This is a genomic window from Mycobacterium noviomagense, assembly GCF_010731635.1.
In the GTDB taxonomy this organism is placed as follows: domain Bacteria; phylum Actinomycetota; class Actinomycetes; order Mycobacteriales; family Mycobacteriaceae; genus Mycobacterium; species Mycobacterium noviomagense.
In genome coordinates, this window is record NZ_AP022583.1 from 1,107,284 (window position 1) to 1,122,218 (window position 14,935).

Annotated in this window: 15 protein-coding genes, 4 tRNA genes and 2 pseudogenes; 10 read left to right on the forward strand and 11 right to left on the reverse strand. The window is 65.6% G+C overall.

Annotated elements, in window-relative coordinates:
- The first annotated feature begins 10 nt into the window (after window positions 1–10).
- Window positions 11–328, forward strand: a complete 318-nt coding sequence (locus G6N15_RS05095; RefSeq protein ID WP_083089863.1) for a DUF4286 family protein — start codon at window positions 11–13, stop codon at window positions 326–328.
- On the opposite strand, the gene G6N15_RS05100 is transcribed toward G6N15_RS05095, so the two are convergent.
- Genes G6N15_RS05100 through G6N15_RS05115 form a run of 4 tightly spaced genes read right to left on the reverse strand, consistent with a single transcriptional unit; the run spans window position 325 to window position 4,288 of the window.
- The gene (locus G6N15_RS05100) at window positions 325–1,347 is read right to left on the reverse strand and encodes a CaiB/BaiF CoA transferase family protein (RefSeq protein ID WP_083089864.1); all 1,023 of its coding nucleotides are present in this window, start codon (window positions 1,345–1,347) and stop codon (window positions 325–327) included. The genes G6N15_RS05095 and G6N15_RS05100 overlap by 4 nt on opposite strands.
- Window positions 1,344–2,300, reverse strand: a complete 957-nt coding sequence (locus G6N15_RS05105) for an LLM class F420-dependent oxidoreductase (RefSeq protein WP_083089865.1) — start codon at window positions 2,298–2,300, stop codon at window positions 1,344–1,346. Before G6N15_RS05105 ends, G6N15_RS05100 begins: the two co-directional genes overlap by 4 nt.
- Window positions 2,285–2,710, reverse strand: a complete 426-nt coding sequence (locus G6N15_RS05110; RefSeq protein WP_083089866.1) for a cobalamin B12-binding domain-containing protein — start codon at window positions 2,708–2,710, stop codon at window positions 2,285–2,287. The genes G6N15_RS05105 and G6N15_RS05110 overlap by 16 nt, the downstream gene beginning before the upstream one ends.
- A complete protein-coding gene (locus tag G6N15_RS05115; RefSeq protein WP_083089867.1) occupies window positions 2,711–4,288 on the reverse strand; it encodes a methylmalonyl-CoA mutase family protein in 1,578 nt (525 codons plus the stop codon).
- A gap of 170 nt (window positions 4,289–4,458) precedes the next feature.
- Here G6N15_RS05115 and G6N15_RS05120 point away from each other — a divergent pair, with 170 nt between their 5' ends.
- Genes G6N15_RS05120 through G6N15_RS05130 form a run of 3 tightly spaced genes read left to right on the forward strand, consistent with a single transcriptional unit; the run spans window position 4,459 to window position 6,695 of the window.
- On the forward strand, window positions 4,459–4,692 hold the full coding sequence (locus G6N15_RS05120) for a type II toxin-antitoxin system Phd/YefM family antitoxin (protein ID WP_083089868.1): 234 nt from the start codon (window positions 4,459–4,461) through the stop codon (window positions 4,690–4,692).
- A complete protein-coding gene (locus tag G6N15_RS05125) occupies window positions 4,689–5,108 on the forward strand; it encodes a type II toxin-antitoxin system VapC family toxin (protein WP_179961781.1) in 420 nt (139 codons plus the stop codon). The genes G6N15_RS05120 and G6N15_RS05125 overlap by 4 nt, the downstream gene beginning before the upstream one ends.
- A gap of 24 nt (window positions 5,109–5,132) precedes the next feature.
- Window positions 5,133–6,695 (forward strand): amidase, encoded by a 1,563-nt coding sequence (locus G6N15_RS05130; protein ID WP_083089878.1) that lies wholly within the window; start codon window positions 5,133–5,135, stop codon window positions 6,693–6,695.
- On the opposite strand, the gene G6N15_RS05135 is transcribed toward G6N15_RS05130, so the two are convergent.
- From G6N15_RS05135 to G6N15_RS05155, 5 genes and pseudogenes are all read right to left on the reverse strand, one after another.
- A complete protein-coding gene (locus G6N15_RS05135) occupies window positions 6,646–7,443 on the reverse strand; it encodes a class I SAM-dependent methyltransferase (protein ID WP_083089869.1) in 798 nt (265 codons plus the stop codon). The genes G6N15_RS05130 and G6N15_RS05135 overlap by 50 nt on opposite strands.
- Before the next feature lie 18 nt (window positions 7,444–7,461).
- Window positions 7,462–8,067: pseudogene (locus G6N15_RS05140) on the reverse strand (M15 family metallopeptidase); the annotation flags it as partial.
- A gap of 150 nt (window positions 8,068–8,217) precedes the next feature.
- Window positions 8,218–8,294: transfer RNA gene (locus G6N15_RS05145), tRNA-Phe, on the reverse strand.
- 26 nt (window positions 8,295–8,320) lie between these two features.
- Window positions 8,321–8,397: transfer RNA gene (locus G6N15_RS05150), tRNA-Asp, on the reverse strand.
- Between the two features lie 36 nt (window positions 8,398–8,433).
- Window positions 8,434–8,507: transfer RNA gene (locus G6N15_RS05155), tRNA-Glu, on the reverse strand.
- 122 nt (window positions 8,508–8,629) lie between these two features.
- Here G6N15_RS05155 and G6N15_RS05160 point away from each other — a divergent pair.
- Both G6N15_RS05160 and G6N15_RS05165 read left to right on the forward strand, forming a co-directional pair.
- Window positions 8,630–8,702, forward strand: a tRNA-Lys gene (locus tag G6N15_RS05160).
- Between the two features lie 73 nt (window positions 8,703–8,775).
- Entirely contained in the window at window positions 8,776–9,876 is a 1,101-nt protein-coding gene (locus G6N15_RS05165) for a F420-dependent hydroxymycolic acid dehydrogenase (protein ID WP_083089871.1), read from the forward strand.
- Window positions 9,877–9,879: 3 nt separating this feature from the next.
- Here the strand turns inward: G6N15_RS05165 and G6N15_RS05170 are convergent, their stop codons facing one another.
- On the reverse strand, window positions 9,880–10,779 hold the full coding sequence (locus G6N15_RS05170; RefSeq protein WP_083089872.1) for a class I SAM-dependent methyltransferase: 900 nt from the start codon (window positions 10,777–10,779) through the stop codon (window positions 9,880–9,882).
- Window positions 10,780–10,930: 151 nt separating this feature from the next.
- On the opposite strand from G6N15_RS05170, the gene G6N15_RS05175 reads away from it, so the two are divergent.
- Both G6N15_RS05175 and G6N15_RS05180 read left to right on the forward strand, forming a co-directional pair.
- On the forward strand, window positions 10,931–11,305 hold the full coding sequence (locus tag G6N15_RS05175; RefSeq protein WP_083089879.1) for an ArsR/SmtB family transcription factor: 375 nt from the start codon (window positions 10,931–10,933) through the stop codon (window positions 11,303–11,305).
- A 12-nt stretch (window positions 11,306–11,317) separates the two neighbouring features.
- Complete coding sequence (locus G6N15_RS05180; RefSeq protein ID WP_083089873.1) at window positions 11,318–11,524, forward strand: zinc transporter Slc39a7; 207 nt, start codon at window positions 11,318–11,320, stop codon at window positions 11,522–11,524.
- 2 nt (window positions 11,525–11,526) lie between these two features.
- Here the strand turns inward: G6N15_RS05180 and G6N15_RS05185 are convergent, their stop codons facing one another.
- Window positions 11,527–12,531, reverse strand: a complete 1,005-nt coding sequence (locus G6N15_RS05185) for an oxygenase MpaB family protein (protein ID WP_083089874.1) — start codon at window positions 12,529–12,531, stop codon at window positions 11,527–11,529.
- Between the two features lie 68 nt (window positions 12,532–12,599).
- On the opposite strand from G6N15_RS05185, the gene G6N15_RS05190 reads away from it, so the two are divergent.
- Window positions 12,600–13,184, forward strand: coding sequence for a TetR/AcrR family transcriptional regulator (locus G6N15_RS05190; RefSeq protein WP_083089875.1), 585 nt, complete (start codon window positions 12,600–12,602; stop codon window positions 13,182–13,184).
- A 312-nt stretch (window positions 13,185–13,496) separates the two neighbouring features.
- Window positions 13,497–14,779: pseudogene (locus tag G6N15_RS05195) on the forward strand (IS110 family RNA-guided transposase).
- The last annotated feature ends 156 nt before the right edge of the window (window positions 14,780–14,935 follow it).

Genomic DNA, 14,935 nt, shown 5'->3' on the forward strand with positions numbered 1-14,935 from the left:
GGCGACAACGGTGCCCAAAGGTGTGCTCCACGTCGAAAGTCGGCCCAGCTCGCCGGATCGCGATGCCGAGTACAACTCCTGGTACGACGATATCCATCTGCCCCAGCTGCTTTCGCTCGACGGGTTCGTCGCGGCGCGGAGGCTGCGACCGGTCGCCGACGACGGGCCCTATGTCGCGCTCTACGAGATCGAGGGCGACGACTTGCAGGCGATCCTGGACAACATGCTTGCCCATGCGGGCGACTTGCAGCTGTCCGACGCTTTGCAGTTGGACCCGCCGCCCACGATGCGGCTCCTCGAGCTGACGACCGAGCGTCGGAGCCGTTAGTCCAGTTCCGGCGGCGGACGGTAGTCCGGCTGGTAACCCGCAATGCGGACGGGACTGCCGACCAGACGGAAATCCCCTGCGGTAACGACCATCTCGGGAGTAGCGTTCAGCGCTTCGGGCAGCGTTCGGACCGCCGCCGCGGGCACTCCGAGCGGCCGTAGCCGTGCCTCCCAGTTGGTGGCGGTGTCTTCGGCCAGGGCAGCGCTCACGACGGCCAGCACCTCGTCGCGACGAGCCACCCGTTCCACCATCGTTTCAAAGCCATCGATATTGGCTTCGGCCGCAAACGATTTCCAGAACCCGTCATGGGTCACGAACAGCGCGAGATACCCGTCTGCCGTCGGAAAAATCTGGGCCGGAACGTAATACGAGTGGGCGCCGAACGGTCGGCGTTGCGGCTCGACGCCGTCGTTGAGATAGGCTGATGCGTGATAATTGAGCTGGGAAAGCATCACGTCGCGCAGTGACACATCGACCTGGCCGCCGCGGCCCGACGTGATTTGCGCCAGCAGTCCAAGTGCGGCGGCCAATCCAGTGGAGTTGTCGGCCGACGAGTAGCCGGGCAGGATCGGCGGTCCGTCGGGCTCGCCGGTAAGCGCTGCCACGCCGGTGGTCGCTTGGATGACATAGTCGAACGCGGGCTCGTCGCCGCCGTCCAGCCCGAACCCAGTGATCGCCACACAGACGATCCGTTCGTTGAAGCGGCGCAGCGCATCATAGGTCAGCCCGAGCCGGCGGATCGCCGACGGTTTCAGATTCACCAGCAGGGCATGGGATTGCGCGACGAGCTCGCCTAAATTTGCTTGCGCCTCTTTCGAGTTCAGGTCCAGACAGATGCTCTTCTTGTTGCGGTTGAGGCTGGCGAAGTAGCTGTCGGAGACCTGACGGGAGATCTCCCCGCCGGGCGGCTCGATTTTGATGACCTCCGCACCGAGGTCGGCCAGCAGCATCGTGGCATACGGCCCGGCCAGCATGGTGCCGACCTCGAGGATCCGGATACCCGCCAGCGGTGCCGTCATCGCACTTCGGCGCCGAGCGCCGCGATGACTTCCCGGGTACGGCGTTTGGAGGCGACGAGCTCGTCGCGGTTGTTGCCGATCGGCAGCAACCGCACCGACAGGTCGGTCACCCCGGCGTCGGCGAAGCGACGGAACCGCGCCAGGATGGCCTCCTCGTCGCCGGCCGCGCAGATGTCGCCGACGTTGCGGGCGTCGCCGTACTCCAGCAGCCGCTGATAGTTCGGCGAGACTTCGGCCTCGCCCAGAATCCGGTTGGCCCGCTCGCGGGCGGCATCGACTTCGCTTGGCCCGCAAAGGCATACAGGTATACCTGCGACGATGCGCGGAGCCGGTCGGCCCGCATTGTCGGCAGCCTTGGTGATCCGCGGGACCACGTGCTCGGCGCACGCGCGTTCATCGGCCATCCACAACACCGTACCGTCGGCCCGCTCCCCCGCCAGCGTCAGCATCACCGGTCCGAGCGCGGCGACGAGCACCGACAGCGGCGCCACGGGGGCGAGATCCAGAGGGTTGTGCACGGTGAAGGTCTCGTTCTCGACGTCCACCGGGCCGGGCCCGCGGAAAGCGACGGCCAGCACCTCGAGGTAGTCGCGGGTGAACGCGGCTGGCCGCTCGTAGGGCAGGCCGAGCATGTCGCGAACGATCCAGTGATGCGACGGTCCGACGCCCAGAGCCAGCCTGCCGCCGGCAGCGGCATGCACAGACAGCGCCTGACGCGCCAAGGCAATGGGATGTTGAGCCTGCAACGGCACCACAGCGGTGCCGAGTTCGATGCGCGTCGTTCGGGTGGCCATCAGTGCGACCGCCGTCAGCGCGTCGAAGTCGTTGGGCACCTGCGGAATCCACGCGGTGTCCATGCCGGCGGCCTCGGCCCACTCGATGTCGTCCAGCAGCTTGGTGACCTTGCGCGCGGAATCGCCGCGCTCGGCACCGATCATCACTCCGAGGCGCACGATTCCTCCACGGTAGGTTCGGGGACGCCGGTCAGCTTGCGGATCTCCCGCACCAGGACATCCAGGGGCGTCCCGGTCGGAAAGACCGCCGCCGCACCGGCATCCAGCAGCTTGGGCACGTCGGACTCGGGGATCGTGCCGCCGACGACGACGCCGATGTCGGCGGCGTCCGCCGCGCGCAGCGCTTCGATCGTGCGGGCCGTCAGCGCCAAGTGCGCACCCGACAGGATGCTCAACCCCACCAGTGCCACGTCTTCTTGCACCGCGATCGAGGCGATGTCTTCGATGCGCTGCCGGATGCCGGTGTAGATCACCTCGAAGCCCGCGTCACGCAAGGTGCGCGCGACGATCTTGGCGCCGCGGTCGTGGCCGTCGAGGCCGGGCTTGGCGACCAGAATCCGTACGGCCATTTAGAACACCACCGGCTGCTGGAATTCGCCCCACACCGCTTTGAGCGCCGACACCATTTCACCGACCGTGCAATACGCGTTGGCGCAGTCGATCAGCTTGGGCATCAGATTGTCGGTGCCCTCAGCGGCGCGGGACAGCGCTGTGAGGCTGGATTGCGCTGCAGCAGAGTCTCTTTCGGCCCGAACCTTGGACAGGCGCTTGAGCTGAAGATCGCGTCCTTCGGCGTCGAGTTCGTAGGTGGCGACCTCCGGCGGCGGCTCCTCGGTGACAAACCGGTTGACCCCGACGATCGGCCGCTCACCGGATTCGATTTCCTGATGCATCCGGTAGGCTTCGTCGGCGATCAGCCCCTGCAGGTAACCGTCTTCGATGGCCCGCACCATGCCGCCGTGCTGCTCGAGGTCGTGCATGATCTCGATGATGCGGGCCTCGGTGGCATCGGTGAGCGACTCGACGAAGTAGGAGCCGCCGAGTGGGTCGGCGACCCGGGGAACGCCGCTTTCGTAGGCCAGGATCTGCTGGGTGCGCAAGGCCAGCGTGGTGGACTCCTCGGTGGGCAGCGCGAACGGCTCGTCCCACGCGGCGGTGAACATCGACTGCACCCCGCCGAGCACCGCCGCCAACGCTTCATAGGCCACCCGCACGATGTTGTTGTGCGCCTGCGGCGCATACAGCGAAGCGCCGCCGCAGACGCAGCCGAACCGGAACATCGACGCCTTGTCAGTTTTCGCGCCGTAGCGTTCTCGCACGATCGTGGCCCAACGGCGCCGTCCCGCACGGTATTTGGCGATCTCTTCGAAGAAGTCGCCATGGGTGTAGAAGAAGAACGAGATCTGCGGAGCGAACTCGTCGATGGTCATCCGGCCCCGCTCGACCACGGTGTCGCAGTAGGTGACGCCGTCGGCCAGGGTGAAAGCCATCTCCTGCACCGCGTTGGCCCCAGCGTCGCGGAAATGCGCTCCGGCCACCGAGATCGCATTGAATTTGGGGACTTCGGCCGCACAGAACTCGATCGTGTCGGCGATCAGCCGCAGCGACGGCTCGGGCGGCCAGATCCAGGTGCCGCGGGAGGCGTACTCCTTGAGGATGTCGTTTTGGATGGTGCCGGTAAGGTTGGCCCGCGGTATCCCCTTTTTCTCGGCGGCGGCAACGTAGAACGCCAGCAGGATCGCCGCGGTGCCGTTGATGGTCATGCTGGTGCTGATCTTGTCCAGCGGGATGCCGTCGAACAGGATCTCGGCGTCGGCCAGGCTGTCGACCGCCACGCCGACCCGGCCAACTTCTTCGCTGACCTCGGGATCGTCGGAATCGAAGCCGCACTGCGTCGGCAGGTCGAGCGCAACTGAGAGCCCCGTGCCGCCCTGATCGAGCAGGTAGCGGTACCGGCGATTGGACTCCTCGGCGGTGCCGAACCCCGAGTACTGCCGAAATGTCCACAGCTTGCCGCGGTATCCAGACGCGAAGTTGCCCCGGGTGAACGGGTAGGTCCCCGGGGGCGGCGGTTCGCTGCTACGGTCCTCCGGCCCGTAGGCCGGCGCGAGCGGAATACCGGCTGAGGTCTGAGCTGCGTTATCCATCGTTCCCATTAAGACGATAACGTACTTGCAAAAAAAGAGAATGCCAATACCGCGCGCTGACCTGGCCGGACAGGCCGCGCCCCGAGATGCTTGAAAGTACCGCACCGATCGCCAGATACGGCATGTAGATATGACTAGTCGGACTAGTCCGGTGGTAGTACATTGGTCGCGTGAGGACGGTGACCAGCACGCAGGCCAAGGCAAAGCTCAACGCGATCCTGGCCGAGGTTGAGGAAACCGGCATATCGGTAACGATCACTAATCACGGCCGCCCGGTTGCCGTGCTTACACCGGCCCGTCAACGTCCGCGCCGATTCGGCCAGCTGCCAACGCTGGCCGTGCCAAATGACTTCGATGATGCACTTCCCGACGACGAGATGGCTCACTGGGAAGGTAGTTTGTGAATCCGCGGCGGCGGTCGTCCACACCGGCCGCAGTGCTGCTCGATACCAACGCCCTGTTGTGGCTTGTTTCCGCGCCGGAGAGGGTGTCTGAGTCGGCGAGAGAAGTGTTGAGCGAACCGAATACAGAGGTCATGGTGTCGGCCGCTTCGGCGTGGGAGATAGCGATCAAGACCAGGTTGTGCCGCCTTGACGGTGATCCGTTGCTGTCCGCGTGGTCCGACGTACTCGGCGACATGACCGCTATCGAGTTGCCGATCGACGCAGGCGATGCAATCCTGGCCGGCCGCCTCCCGTGGCAACACCGGGATCCGTTTGACCGGATGATCGTGGCGCAGGCCGCGCGGCGAAACCTGACCATCGCCACCAGCGACACTCGGATAATTCGCGCAGCGCTCACCTCGACCCTGAAAATCTGACTACTAGGCCGCACGGAGGTGGACATGGCGGTTCCTCGGCCGTCGACAACGGATATCGCTGCGGCGGCGAGTCATTTCGGCTTCCGTCTTGACGCCGATGCGTTGGCGGCCTACACCGCGATCGCCGGGTACACGCTCACGTCCTACGACGCCGTTGACGAGTTGTACGACCAGCTGGCGCGCCCACAAGTGCCCGAGCGCGCTTACCGATTCCCGAAGCCGGCCGACAATCCGCTCGGCGCCTGGTATGTCACCGCCGAGATCAGCTCCGGCGCACAGGGACCGCTGTCGGGCAGGACCGTGGCGATCAAGGACAACATCGCCGTCGCAGGTATCCCGATGATGAACGGGTCGGCCGCACTGGAGGGATTCATCTCGAGCCGCGACGCGACCGTCGTCGAGCGTCTGCTGGATGCCGGGGCGGTCATTGCCGGCAAAAGCGTCTGCGAGGACCTGTGCTGCTCGGGGTCCAGCTTCACCTCCGCGTGCGGTCCGGTGCGCAACCCGTGGGATCCCACCCGTGAAGCGGGCGGATCGTCCAGCGGCAGTGCGGCGCTGGTCGCCGCCGGCGTGGTCGACTTGGCGCTGGGCGCAGACCAAGGCGGTTCTGTGCGGATCCCGGCGGCGCTGTGCGGCATCGTAGGGCACAAGCCCACCCACGGGCTGGTGCCCTACACGGGCGCCTTCCCGATCGAGCGGACCATCGATCACATCGGTCCGATGGCGCGCACTGTCGCCGACACCGCGCTGTTGCTCAGCGTGCTGGCCGGACCGGACGGGCGAGATCCACGGCAGCGCGACGACGTTCCTGTCCTCGACTACCGGGCCGCCCTCACCGGCGACGTCGCCGGTCTGCGGGTGGGGCTGCTCTCGGAGGGCTTCGGCCAGCCGGGCTCGCGTCCCGAAGTGGACGAGCTGGTTCGGTCGGCGGCACAGCGGTTCAGCGAAATCGGTTGCAGCGTCGCCGAGGTCAGTGTGCCGTGGCACCGGACGGCGTTCCACCTCTTCACTGTCATCATCACCGACGGTGCCGCCGCTCAGATGCTTGACGGCAACGGTTATGGGATCGGTGTGGACGGGCTTTACGACCCAGAGCTCATGGCGCACTTCGCCCGGCAGCGCCTGGCCACAGCCGACCAGTTTTCCAGCACCATCAAAGCCGCGGTGCTGTGCGGCCACTACGGACAGACCACGCTCGGCGGCGCCGTGTATGCGAAGGCGCGCAATCTGCTGCCGCAGGTGCGCGCCGCCTATGACGATGCGCTCGATCACTACGAAGTGCTGGTGATGCCCACGGTCCCCGGCACGGCGGAAACACTTCCGGTCGGCGGCCCGCAAGACCTTGCGTTCCTGGCGAACGCGCACGGTAAAGCGATCAATACCGCACCCATGGACATCACCGGTCACCCCGCGATCTCGGTGCCGGCCGGCCTTCTCGACGGCCTCCCCGTCGGAATGATGATCATGGGCAAGCGATTCGACGACGCGACGGTGCTCAACGTCGCGCATGCCTTCGAGCAGCTGTGCGCCGGGTTTCCTATGCCCGGCAGAGGATCTCGCCATGCGGGATCGCCAGCCAGCCGTTAGGCGCAGCGGCCCAGGCTCGCCATGCCGAGGCGATTTCGGCCAGCTCGGCCGCAGTCGCCCACCCCGATGCCAGGAGCTGGTCGGCGAGCGCCGACTGCAGAATCCGGTCCGCCCACATGCCGCCCCACCAATCGCGGTCCTGAGGCGTTGCAAAACACCAGATTCCGCCAGTTGGAACGATCTCGTCGAATCCTGCGTCCTGAGCCCACGACAGCAGGCGTCGCCCGGCGTCGGGTTCGCCGCCGTTTGCTCGGGCCGCCTGTTCGTAGAGATCGCGCCACCGATCTAGAGCGGGAAGCTGTGGATACCAGATGAAGCCCGCATAGTCGCTGTCACGCGCGGCGACGAAGCCGCCGGGCACGCACACGCGCCGCATCTCGCGCAGCGCCTGCACCGGGTCCGCGACGTGCTGCAGCACCTGATGCGCATGCACGACATCGAAAGTGCCGTCGGGAAATTCGAGCGCGTGGACGTCGGCCAGGGCGAACGCGACGTTCGACACGTTGCCCGCTCGCGCCTCGGCACGAGCGACCTCGAGGGCCTCGTCGGTTGCGTCGACTGCGGTGACGTGACCGGGCGCCACCCGGGCGGCGAGGTCGACGGTGATCGTCCCGGGCCCGCAACCGACGTCCAGCAGCGACATGCCAGAGCGAAGATACGGCAACAGATAGCCGGCAGAATTCCCTGCGGTGCGCTGACGATGCGAACGCAGCACCGACTCGTGGTGGCCGTGGGTGTAGGTGTTCACAGCTGAGCTCCTCGCTTTTCAGTCGAGCGGGACGTCGAGGATGGGACGATCGGCCGCGGCGCCGGGACCGTCGAAATGCCACCACTCGCCGGAGTACACGGTTAGCCCGCCGGAGGTCATCGCGTTGCGCAGCCGGGCCCGGTTCGCCTGCGCGTCCGCGCTGACGCCGTCGGTGGCGAAAGCGTTGGCGCGGGCCGTGAAGTCGTCGAAGTCGGTCCCCATATCGACGAGGCGGCGTTGGCCACCTCGCGGATACTGCGCGCTGGCAAGGGTCACATCGACGGAGCGTCCGGATTCGTGGCTGTGCGCATACTGGCCTGGTCGAGCCACCCACGCCGGGTTGGGCACCACCTGAAACATCCTGACCTGGACGTCATGCGGGCGGTAGCAGTCCCAGAAGACCAGCGCCTGTCCCTCTCGACGCAGTATGTCGGCGGCGGTCGCCAGGCCGGAGGCCATGGACTGGTGGACCAGACAGCGAGCATCGGCGGGATACAGCGGCGCGCCGGTGAAATTGTTTGGTGTTGCGTAACGCAAGTCGATGATCGCATCCGGAACGACGCTCCTGACGTCGACGAAACCTGCCGCTTGCGCCTGGGGGGTCAGGGGCGGCACGTCCGCGCTGGCATGTGGGGTCCAGCTGACGCTGCACATCACCAGCAGCACAGCGACGAGGAACTGTCGCGCAATCATGTCCGCATTGTGCCGGGTCTCCGATTTATGAGGACAGCCAGCGACTCGATGTGTCAATGAGATTGAACCCGTGGCGGTGCTTGGTGGCCAGGGGCGGGATCGAACCGCCGACCTTCCGCTTTTCAGGCGGACGCTCATACCGACTGAGCTACCTGGCCGGAAGACAGCGTGTGTCTCGCCGTGATGGCGACCCTGACGGGACTCGAACCCGCGACCTCCGCCGTGACAGGGCGGCGCGCTAACCAACTGCGCCACAGGGCCTTGTTGTGTTGTGTGCTCCGCGTCGCCGCGTAGCGGTACCCCCTACGGGATTCGAACCCGCGTTACCGCCTTGAAAGGGCGGCGTCCTAGGCCGTCTAGACGAAGGGGGCCAGAACCGAATCTCTCCGGGGTACTCGCAACGTGGTTTCGTTGGGAGCCACGCCAGCTTAGGTTACCGCCGACCGAATCCTCAAACGAGCCGCATCCGCAAACGCAGTATCCTGTGCCTCGCGCCCCTATAGCTCAGTTGGTAGAGCTACGGACTTTTAATCCGCAGGTCCCAGGTTCGAGTCCTGGTGGGGGCACTGTGCGCTTATGACCTGCGCCGACGCGGGCTGCGGCATTGACACCGGCCCCACTTCCGGGTACTCCCGGCCCATGAACGCAATGTCGCGGCGCGGATTGGGCCAGTTGTTCGCGGGAGTCAGCGTGATGGCCGCTACCAGCGTGGCAGCCGCATGCCGCTCGAAACCCGAGACGAAACCCTCCACGCCCGCGGCGCCGCCACCCCCCGCTGGCCCGGGTGTGGGCTTCGTGCTGTCCCATGAGCAATTCCCGACGGCTCAGCTGGTGGACCAGGCGCACGCAGCCGAGGATGCGGGGTTCCGTTACCTGTGGGCCAGCGACCACATCCAGCCATGGCAGGACAACGAAGGCCATGCCATGTTCCCGTGGATCACGCTGGCATTGGTGGGTCAACGGACTAAACATGTCCCGTTCGGTACCGGCGTCACTTGCCCGATCTGGCGCTATCACCCCACGACCGTCGCGCACGCCTTCGCGTCGCTCGCGATCGTCTTCCCCGGGCGGGTGTTCCTCGGTCTGGGTACCGGCGAGCGGCTCAACGAGCAAGCGGCCACCACCCAGTTCGGCAGCTACCAAGAGCGCCACGACCGGTTGATCGAAGCGATCCAACTGATCCGGCAACTGTGGAGCGGCCAGCGAATCTCGTTCCAGGGCCGCTATTTTCAGACCAACCAGCTCAAGATCTACGACGTGCCGCCGTCGCCGCCGCCGATCTACGTCGCCGCAGGCGGTCCGAAAAGCGCCCAGCTGGCCGGCCAGTACGGCGACGGCTGGATCACCCAAGCCGGCGACGTCAAGAACCAGAAACTCGTCGACGCGTTCAACCAGGGAGCACACACCTCCGGCCGCGATCCGGCCACGATGGGCAAGCGAGCCGAAATGTTCGCCGTCGTCGGCGACCAGAACGAGATCAACCGCGCCGCCGAGCTGTGGCGGTTCACCGGCGGGGCCGTCGACCAGCCCAACCCGGTCGACATCCAGCAAGCGGCAGAACGTAATCCACTCGACAAGGTGATCAAGGGCTGGACCACCGGCACGGATGCGGCCACACACATCAAAGCAGTCCAAGCCGTACTCGATGCCGGCGCGACGCCGTTCATGCACTTTGCCCAGCGCGACCCGATCGCCGCGATCGACTTCTACCGCACCAATGTGCTAGCGCACCTGCATTGAGCGCTAGTGCAGCACCGCGCTCAGATAAGTCACATCGGCGAAAGCGGCGGCGACGTCGTCATCGGGATAGTCGAAGTCGTTGTCGGCGTGCATCTGCGCGACGGGGCGGTGACTAACCTGCCAGCCGCTGCGGCTCAGGTACTCGACGATGTGGCTGCGCTCGCCGTGGTAGACGAGCTCGTTGAAGTCGACGACGTCGAACCCGAGCTCGACCATCCGCTCGTGATGGGCGCGCCAGCGCTCGTCGGCGAAAATCGCAGTGTCGGGCACGAATTCGAGTGCCAGCCGACTGCAGCGCGCACTCAGCGCGGTGATGTGGTCGAACAGGGCGTCCTGAGCGTCCGATGGCAGGTAGACCACCAATCCCTCGGCGCTCCACGCCGCGGGCGCACCGGAATCGAATCCGGCTTCTCGAAGCGCCGCCGGCCAGTCGTCGCGCAAGTCGACGGCCACGGTCCGCCGCTCGACTTTCGGCTCGGCGCCCAGCTTTCGCAATGTTGAGGTCTTGAAGTCGATGACCTCCGGCAGGTCGACCTCGTAGACGACGGTGCCGGCCGGCCACGGCAAACGGTAGGCCCGCGCATCCAGCCCCGCAGCGAGGATGACCACCTGCCGCACGCCGCTTTCCACCGCGTCGAGGAAGTGCCGGTCATAAAACCGGGTGCGGACCGCCATGCCGCGCGCCATGCGGTCGGGATCGAAGTCGGAGCCCTCGCCGACCGGAATCTCCCCGTTGACCAGCCGGGTGTAGACGTCGATGCCGACCGCGCGCACCAGCGGCGCGGCAAACGGGTCGTCGATCAGCCCCCTCTCGGAGGACAGTGCCCGCTGCGCGGCAACCATCGTGGCCGTCGCGCCCACGCTCGTCGCGAGATCCCAACTATCGCTTTCGGTGCGCACCATCTCGGCCTCATCCCGACGTTCCAGCAATATAGTTAGCCTATTTACTACCACAGCCGCCGCTGCGCCCGGAGAGGCGGACTAGATAGCGGCTCGCGCAAGACCCAGTGACCGACCTTGACGGGACCGGATGTTGTTGGGCTACTATCTGCGTATGCATGCAGGTAACCAGAATGGCCGGTTGCCTGAAGACCAGGTCAGTCTGGTCGTCGAGGTGTTCCGCATGCTGGCTGACGCCACCCGCGTGCAGGTGCTGTGGTCGCTGGCCGATCGCGAGATGTCGGTCAACGAACTCGCCGAGCACGTCGGCAAACCCGCGCCGTCCGTATCCCAGCACTTGGCGAAGCTGCGCATGGCCCGGCTGGTGCGCACCCGCCGCGTTGGAACCACGATCTTCTACAGCCTGGAAAACGAGCATGTGCGCCGACTGGTCGTCGACGCCGTCTTCAACGCCGAGCATGCCGGCCCGGGCGTTCCGCGGCACCACCGCGGCAGCGACGGGCTGCAGGTGATTACCGAAAACTCATAAAGGAGGAAAACTATGCCGCACCACGAGCACACCCATGAGGCGCCGCATTCGCACGAGCACCAGCACGGGGACGTGAGTCACGCCCACGCGCACACCACGCACGAGCACGAGCACGTCGAGCACGAGCACCCCCACACCCACGACGACGGAACCGAGCACACCCACCAACACGTGCACCAGTCAGGGCTGGAGGAAGCGCACAACCACGGCCACGCCTGACGTCAGACGTTGGGGCAGTAGTGCTTCGGGTTGTCGCGCTCGTCCAGCGGCGGCAGATTACGGGCGGGTGTGTGCACCAGCGGGGTGTCGGCCGGAATCCGGCCGGTGGCCCGGTCCCAACCGGCCCGGGCCCGTGGGTGCTTGCGGTAACGCGGAGGAACTAGCGCGAATACCAGCCGCACCAGGTCACCAAATCGCCGGTGCAGCCACTCGTCGCGGCGCGACCAGGTGTAGCCCATCAGCTCGCGCACCGGCGGATCGTAGAGTCCCACGGTCAGCCAAACAAAGAACGGCGCCAATAGTTTTCGCTGCATGGCCCACAGCCAGTCCGGAAGCCATTGCGCAAACGGCGGTTTGGGCAATTCGGTAAGGTTAAGCACTTCACGGGCGGCCCAATTGTTCTCCAGCACTTCGCGGCACATGTGATCCCAATAGACCTGGAATTCCTCCCAGCTCTTCGGCACCGGCCGCATGCTCATGCCATACATCCGGTACCACTCGACGTGTTCGTCGAACAGCTGGCGTTTTTGCGCCTCCGTGATTCCGCCGCAAAAACGTTCGGCCACAATCAAAGTGCCGACAAAGAAGGTGGCATGCGCCCAATAGAAGACATCGGGGTTCAGTGCGTGATAGCGGCGGCCCTGGCCGTCGACGCCCTTGATGTCGATGTGGTAGTCGCGCACTTCCGCGCCCGTCGTCGGGGCCCGGTCACCGTCGAAAACCACGCCGCCGATCGGGTACAGCGAGCGCAGCAGTCGCGGCCAGCGTTCCCGGAAGAACGTGGAGTGCTCTTCGACTGCCGCTCCCAGTTGCGGGTGCATGTTCTGCATGGATCCGGCCCAGGGCCCTTGCAGCATGCCGCGCCAGTCGCCGAAGAACCGCCAGGTCAGCGACTCCGGGCCCAGCGGCTTTGGCGGGGCGTCGTATCCCAGCGCCGACACCGGACACCCGGTGGCGACCCCGCTTTCGCTGGTCAGCGGCGCCGCCGCAGACGTATGTTGAGTCACTGTGGCAGTTCCTGTCGCGGTCAGCAATTCTGACTACATGCGTTGTCAGTTTCCACACTAGGAGAGATGTGCCTTCCGGTCAACGACGGGGCCGCTGGTCGGGTGTGCCCCTGGAAGATCGCCATGCCCTGCGCCGCGACAGACTCATCGCCGCCGGAGTACAGCTGCTCGGCGACGAAAGCGGACCAGCGGTAACTGTGCGCGCGGTGTGCCGCAAAGCCGGGCTCACCGAACGCTACTTCTACGAAAGCTTCGCCGACCGAGACGAATTCGTCCGCGCGGTCTACGACGACGTCTGTACCCGCGCCATGTCGACGCTGATGTCGGCGACCACACCCCGGGAAGCCGTCGAACAATTCGTCGCGTTGATGGTCGACGACCCGGTGCGCGGCCGCGTGCTCTTGCTGGCGCCTGGAGTCGAGCCGGTGCTCACCCGCTCCGGGGCGGAATGGATGCCCAGCTTCATCGAATTGCTCCAGCGCAAGCTGACCCGGATCAGCGATCCGGTGCGGCAAAACATGGTCGCCACGAGCTTGATCGGCGGGCTGACCGCGCTGTTCACTGCGTACCTCGACGGCCGGTTGACCGCCACCCGCGCGCAATTCATCGACTACTGCGTCGACATGCTGCTGAGCAGGGCCGCCGCCCACTAGCGCGAGCAGCTGCCAGGGGGGCTTCGCCCCGCGGTGGAAGATGAAAATTAGCACTGGCCGTTCGGCTGGGTGGGTGGTTGCTTCGCGGGCCGGTGCGGGTTGACGCTTTAGGGGTGTTTCGGTGACCCCGTTGCGTCTGTGTTGCCGGTGAGCACGGCGAGCAGCTTGGTGGCTGGAGGGCACCCCCTGGTGGTTGTGCGGGGGCGGTGGATTGTTGCCTGTGAGCACGTGAGTGAGACTCCTGTTTTGTTTTCGCCCTCTCCGAAACACGCTCCACCACAAGATATCTGGACGGAAAGGGTGTGATCGGCCATGGAGGTGATCCATCCGCGGTGCGCGGGCATTGATGTGTCGAAGAAAGACGCGAAGGTCTGCGTTCGGGTTCAGGGCCGAGGGCGGCGTGGCACGTCGACAACGGTCAGTACGTGGGGGTCGACCACCGGCGAGATCCTGGCGTTACGCGAGCATCTGCTCGCTGAGCGGGTCTCCTGTGTGGTGATCGAATCCACCTCCGATTACTGGAAGCCGTTTTACTACCTACTCGAAGGCCAGCTGAACGTGATGCTGGTCAATGCCAAGGCGGCGCGCAATGTGCCCGGGCGCAAGACCGATGTCTCGGATGCGGCGTGGCTGGCCGATCTGGCGCCCACGGGCTGCTGCGCGCCTCGTTTGTGCCGCCGGAGCCGATTCGGGTGTTACGCGATCTGACCCGGGCTCGCACCACCATCACCCGGGCGCGCACCAAAGAGATTCAGCGGCTGGAGAAGCTGCTCGAAGACACCGGAATCAAACTCTCCGCGGTGGCCTCCAACATCGTCGGAGTCTCCGGGCGGGCAATGCTAGAAGCGCTGATCGCCGGCCAACGCGATTCGGTGGTCCTCGCTGATCTGGCCAAACAACGGATGCGTCAAAAGATCCCAGCGCTCACCGAGGCGCTGCGCGGACGGTTCACCGAGCATCACGCCTTTATGGTGCGGTTGTATTTGGATCGCATCGATGCCCACACCGCCGATATCGCCCGCCTGGATGCACGCATCGAGGAGGCGATCGCTCCTTCGACCCATCCGGGAGTTGCTGATGAGCATCCCGGGCTGGTCGCGGCTGGTGGCCGATGTGTTCATCGCCGAAACCGGTGCGGACATGAGCGTATTTCCCACCGCCGCGCACCTGGCGTCGTGGGCCGGGTGGTGCCGGGCTGCGACGAGTCAGCAGGCCGGGTCAAATCGGGCGCCACCCGCCCGGGCAACCGTCACCTTAAAGCCGCGCTCGGCGTGGCAGCCCTGTCGGCCGCTCGCACCAAAGGCACCTACTACAGCATCCGCTACCGGCGCATCGCCGGCCGGCGCCGGGCCGCCCAATCGCGCAGAGACAAAACCGCCGGTATGTCGATCGCCGGCCAGATCGCCCTAGTCTCCATCGAACACAAGATGCTCACCGACGCCTGGAACATGCTGACCAACGGCGCCTTCTACCGCGATCCCGGCCCCGACTACTACACCCGACACCAGCCCGGCAAAGCCAAGGCACGAGCCATCAAGCAATTGGAGAGCCTGGGATACAAAGTCACCCTCGAGCCACCCACCCAAGCCGCCTAACACCTAATGCCAGCGACTCATCAGCAAGGGGTCGCCTCATTTTCGAGTGAGACGCAAAAGCCCCTTTTGCGTCTGCGTGTCGGGGGCTTTTGCGTCTGCTCGACATAGACGGTAGACATGCCGTGGTGGCAGCCAAACTTGATGCTACTGACGTAC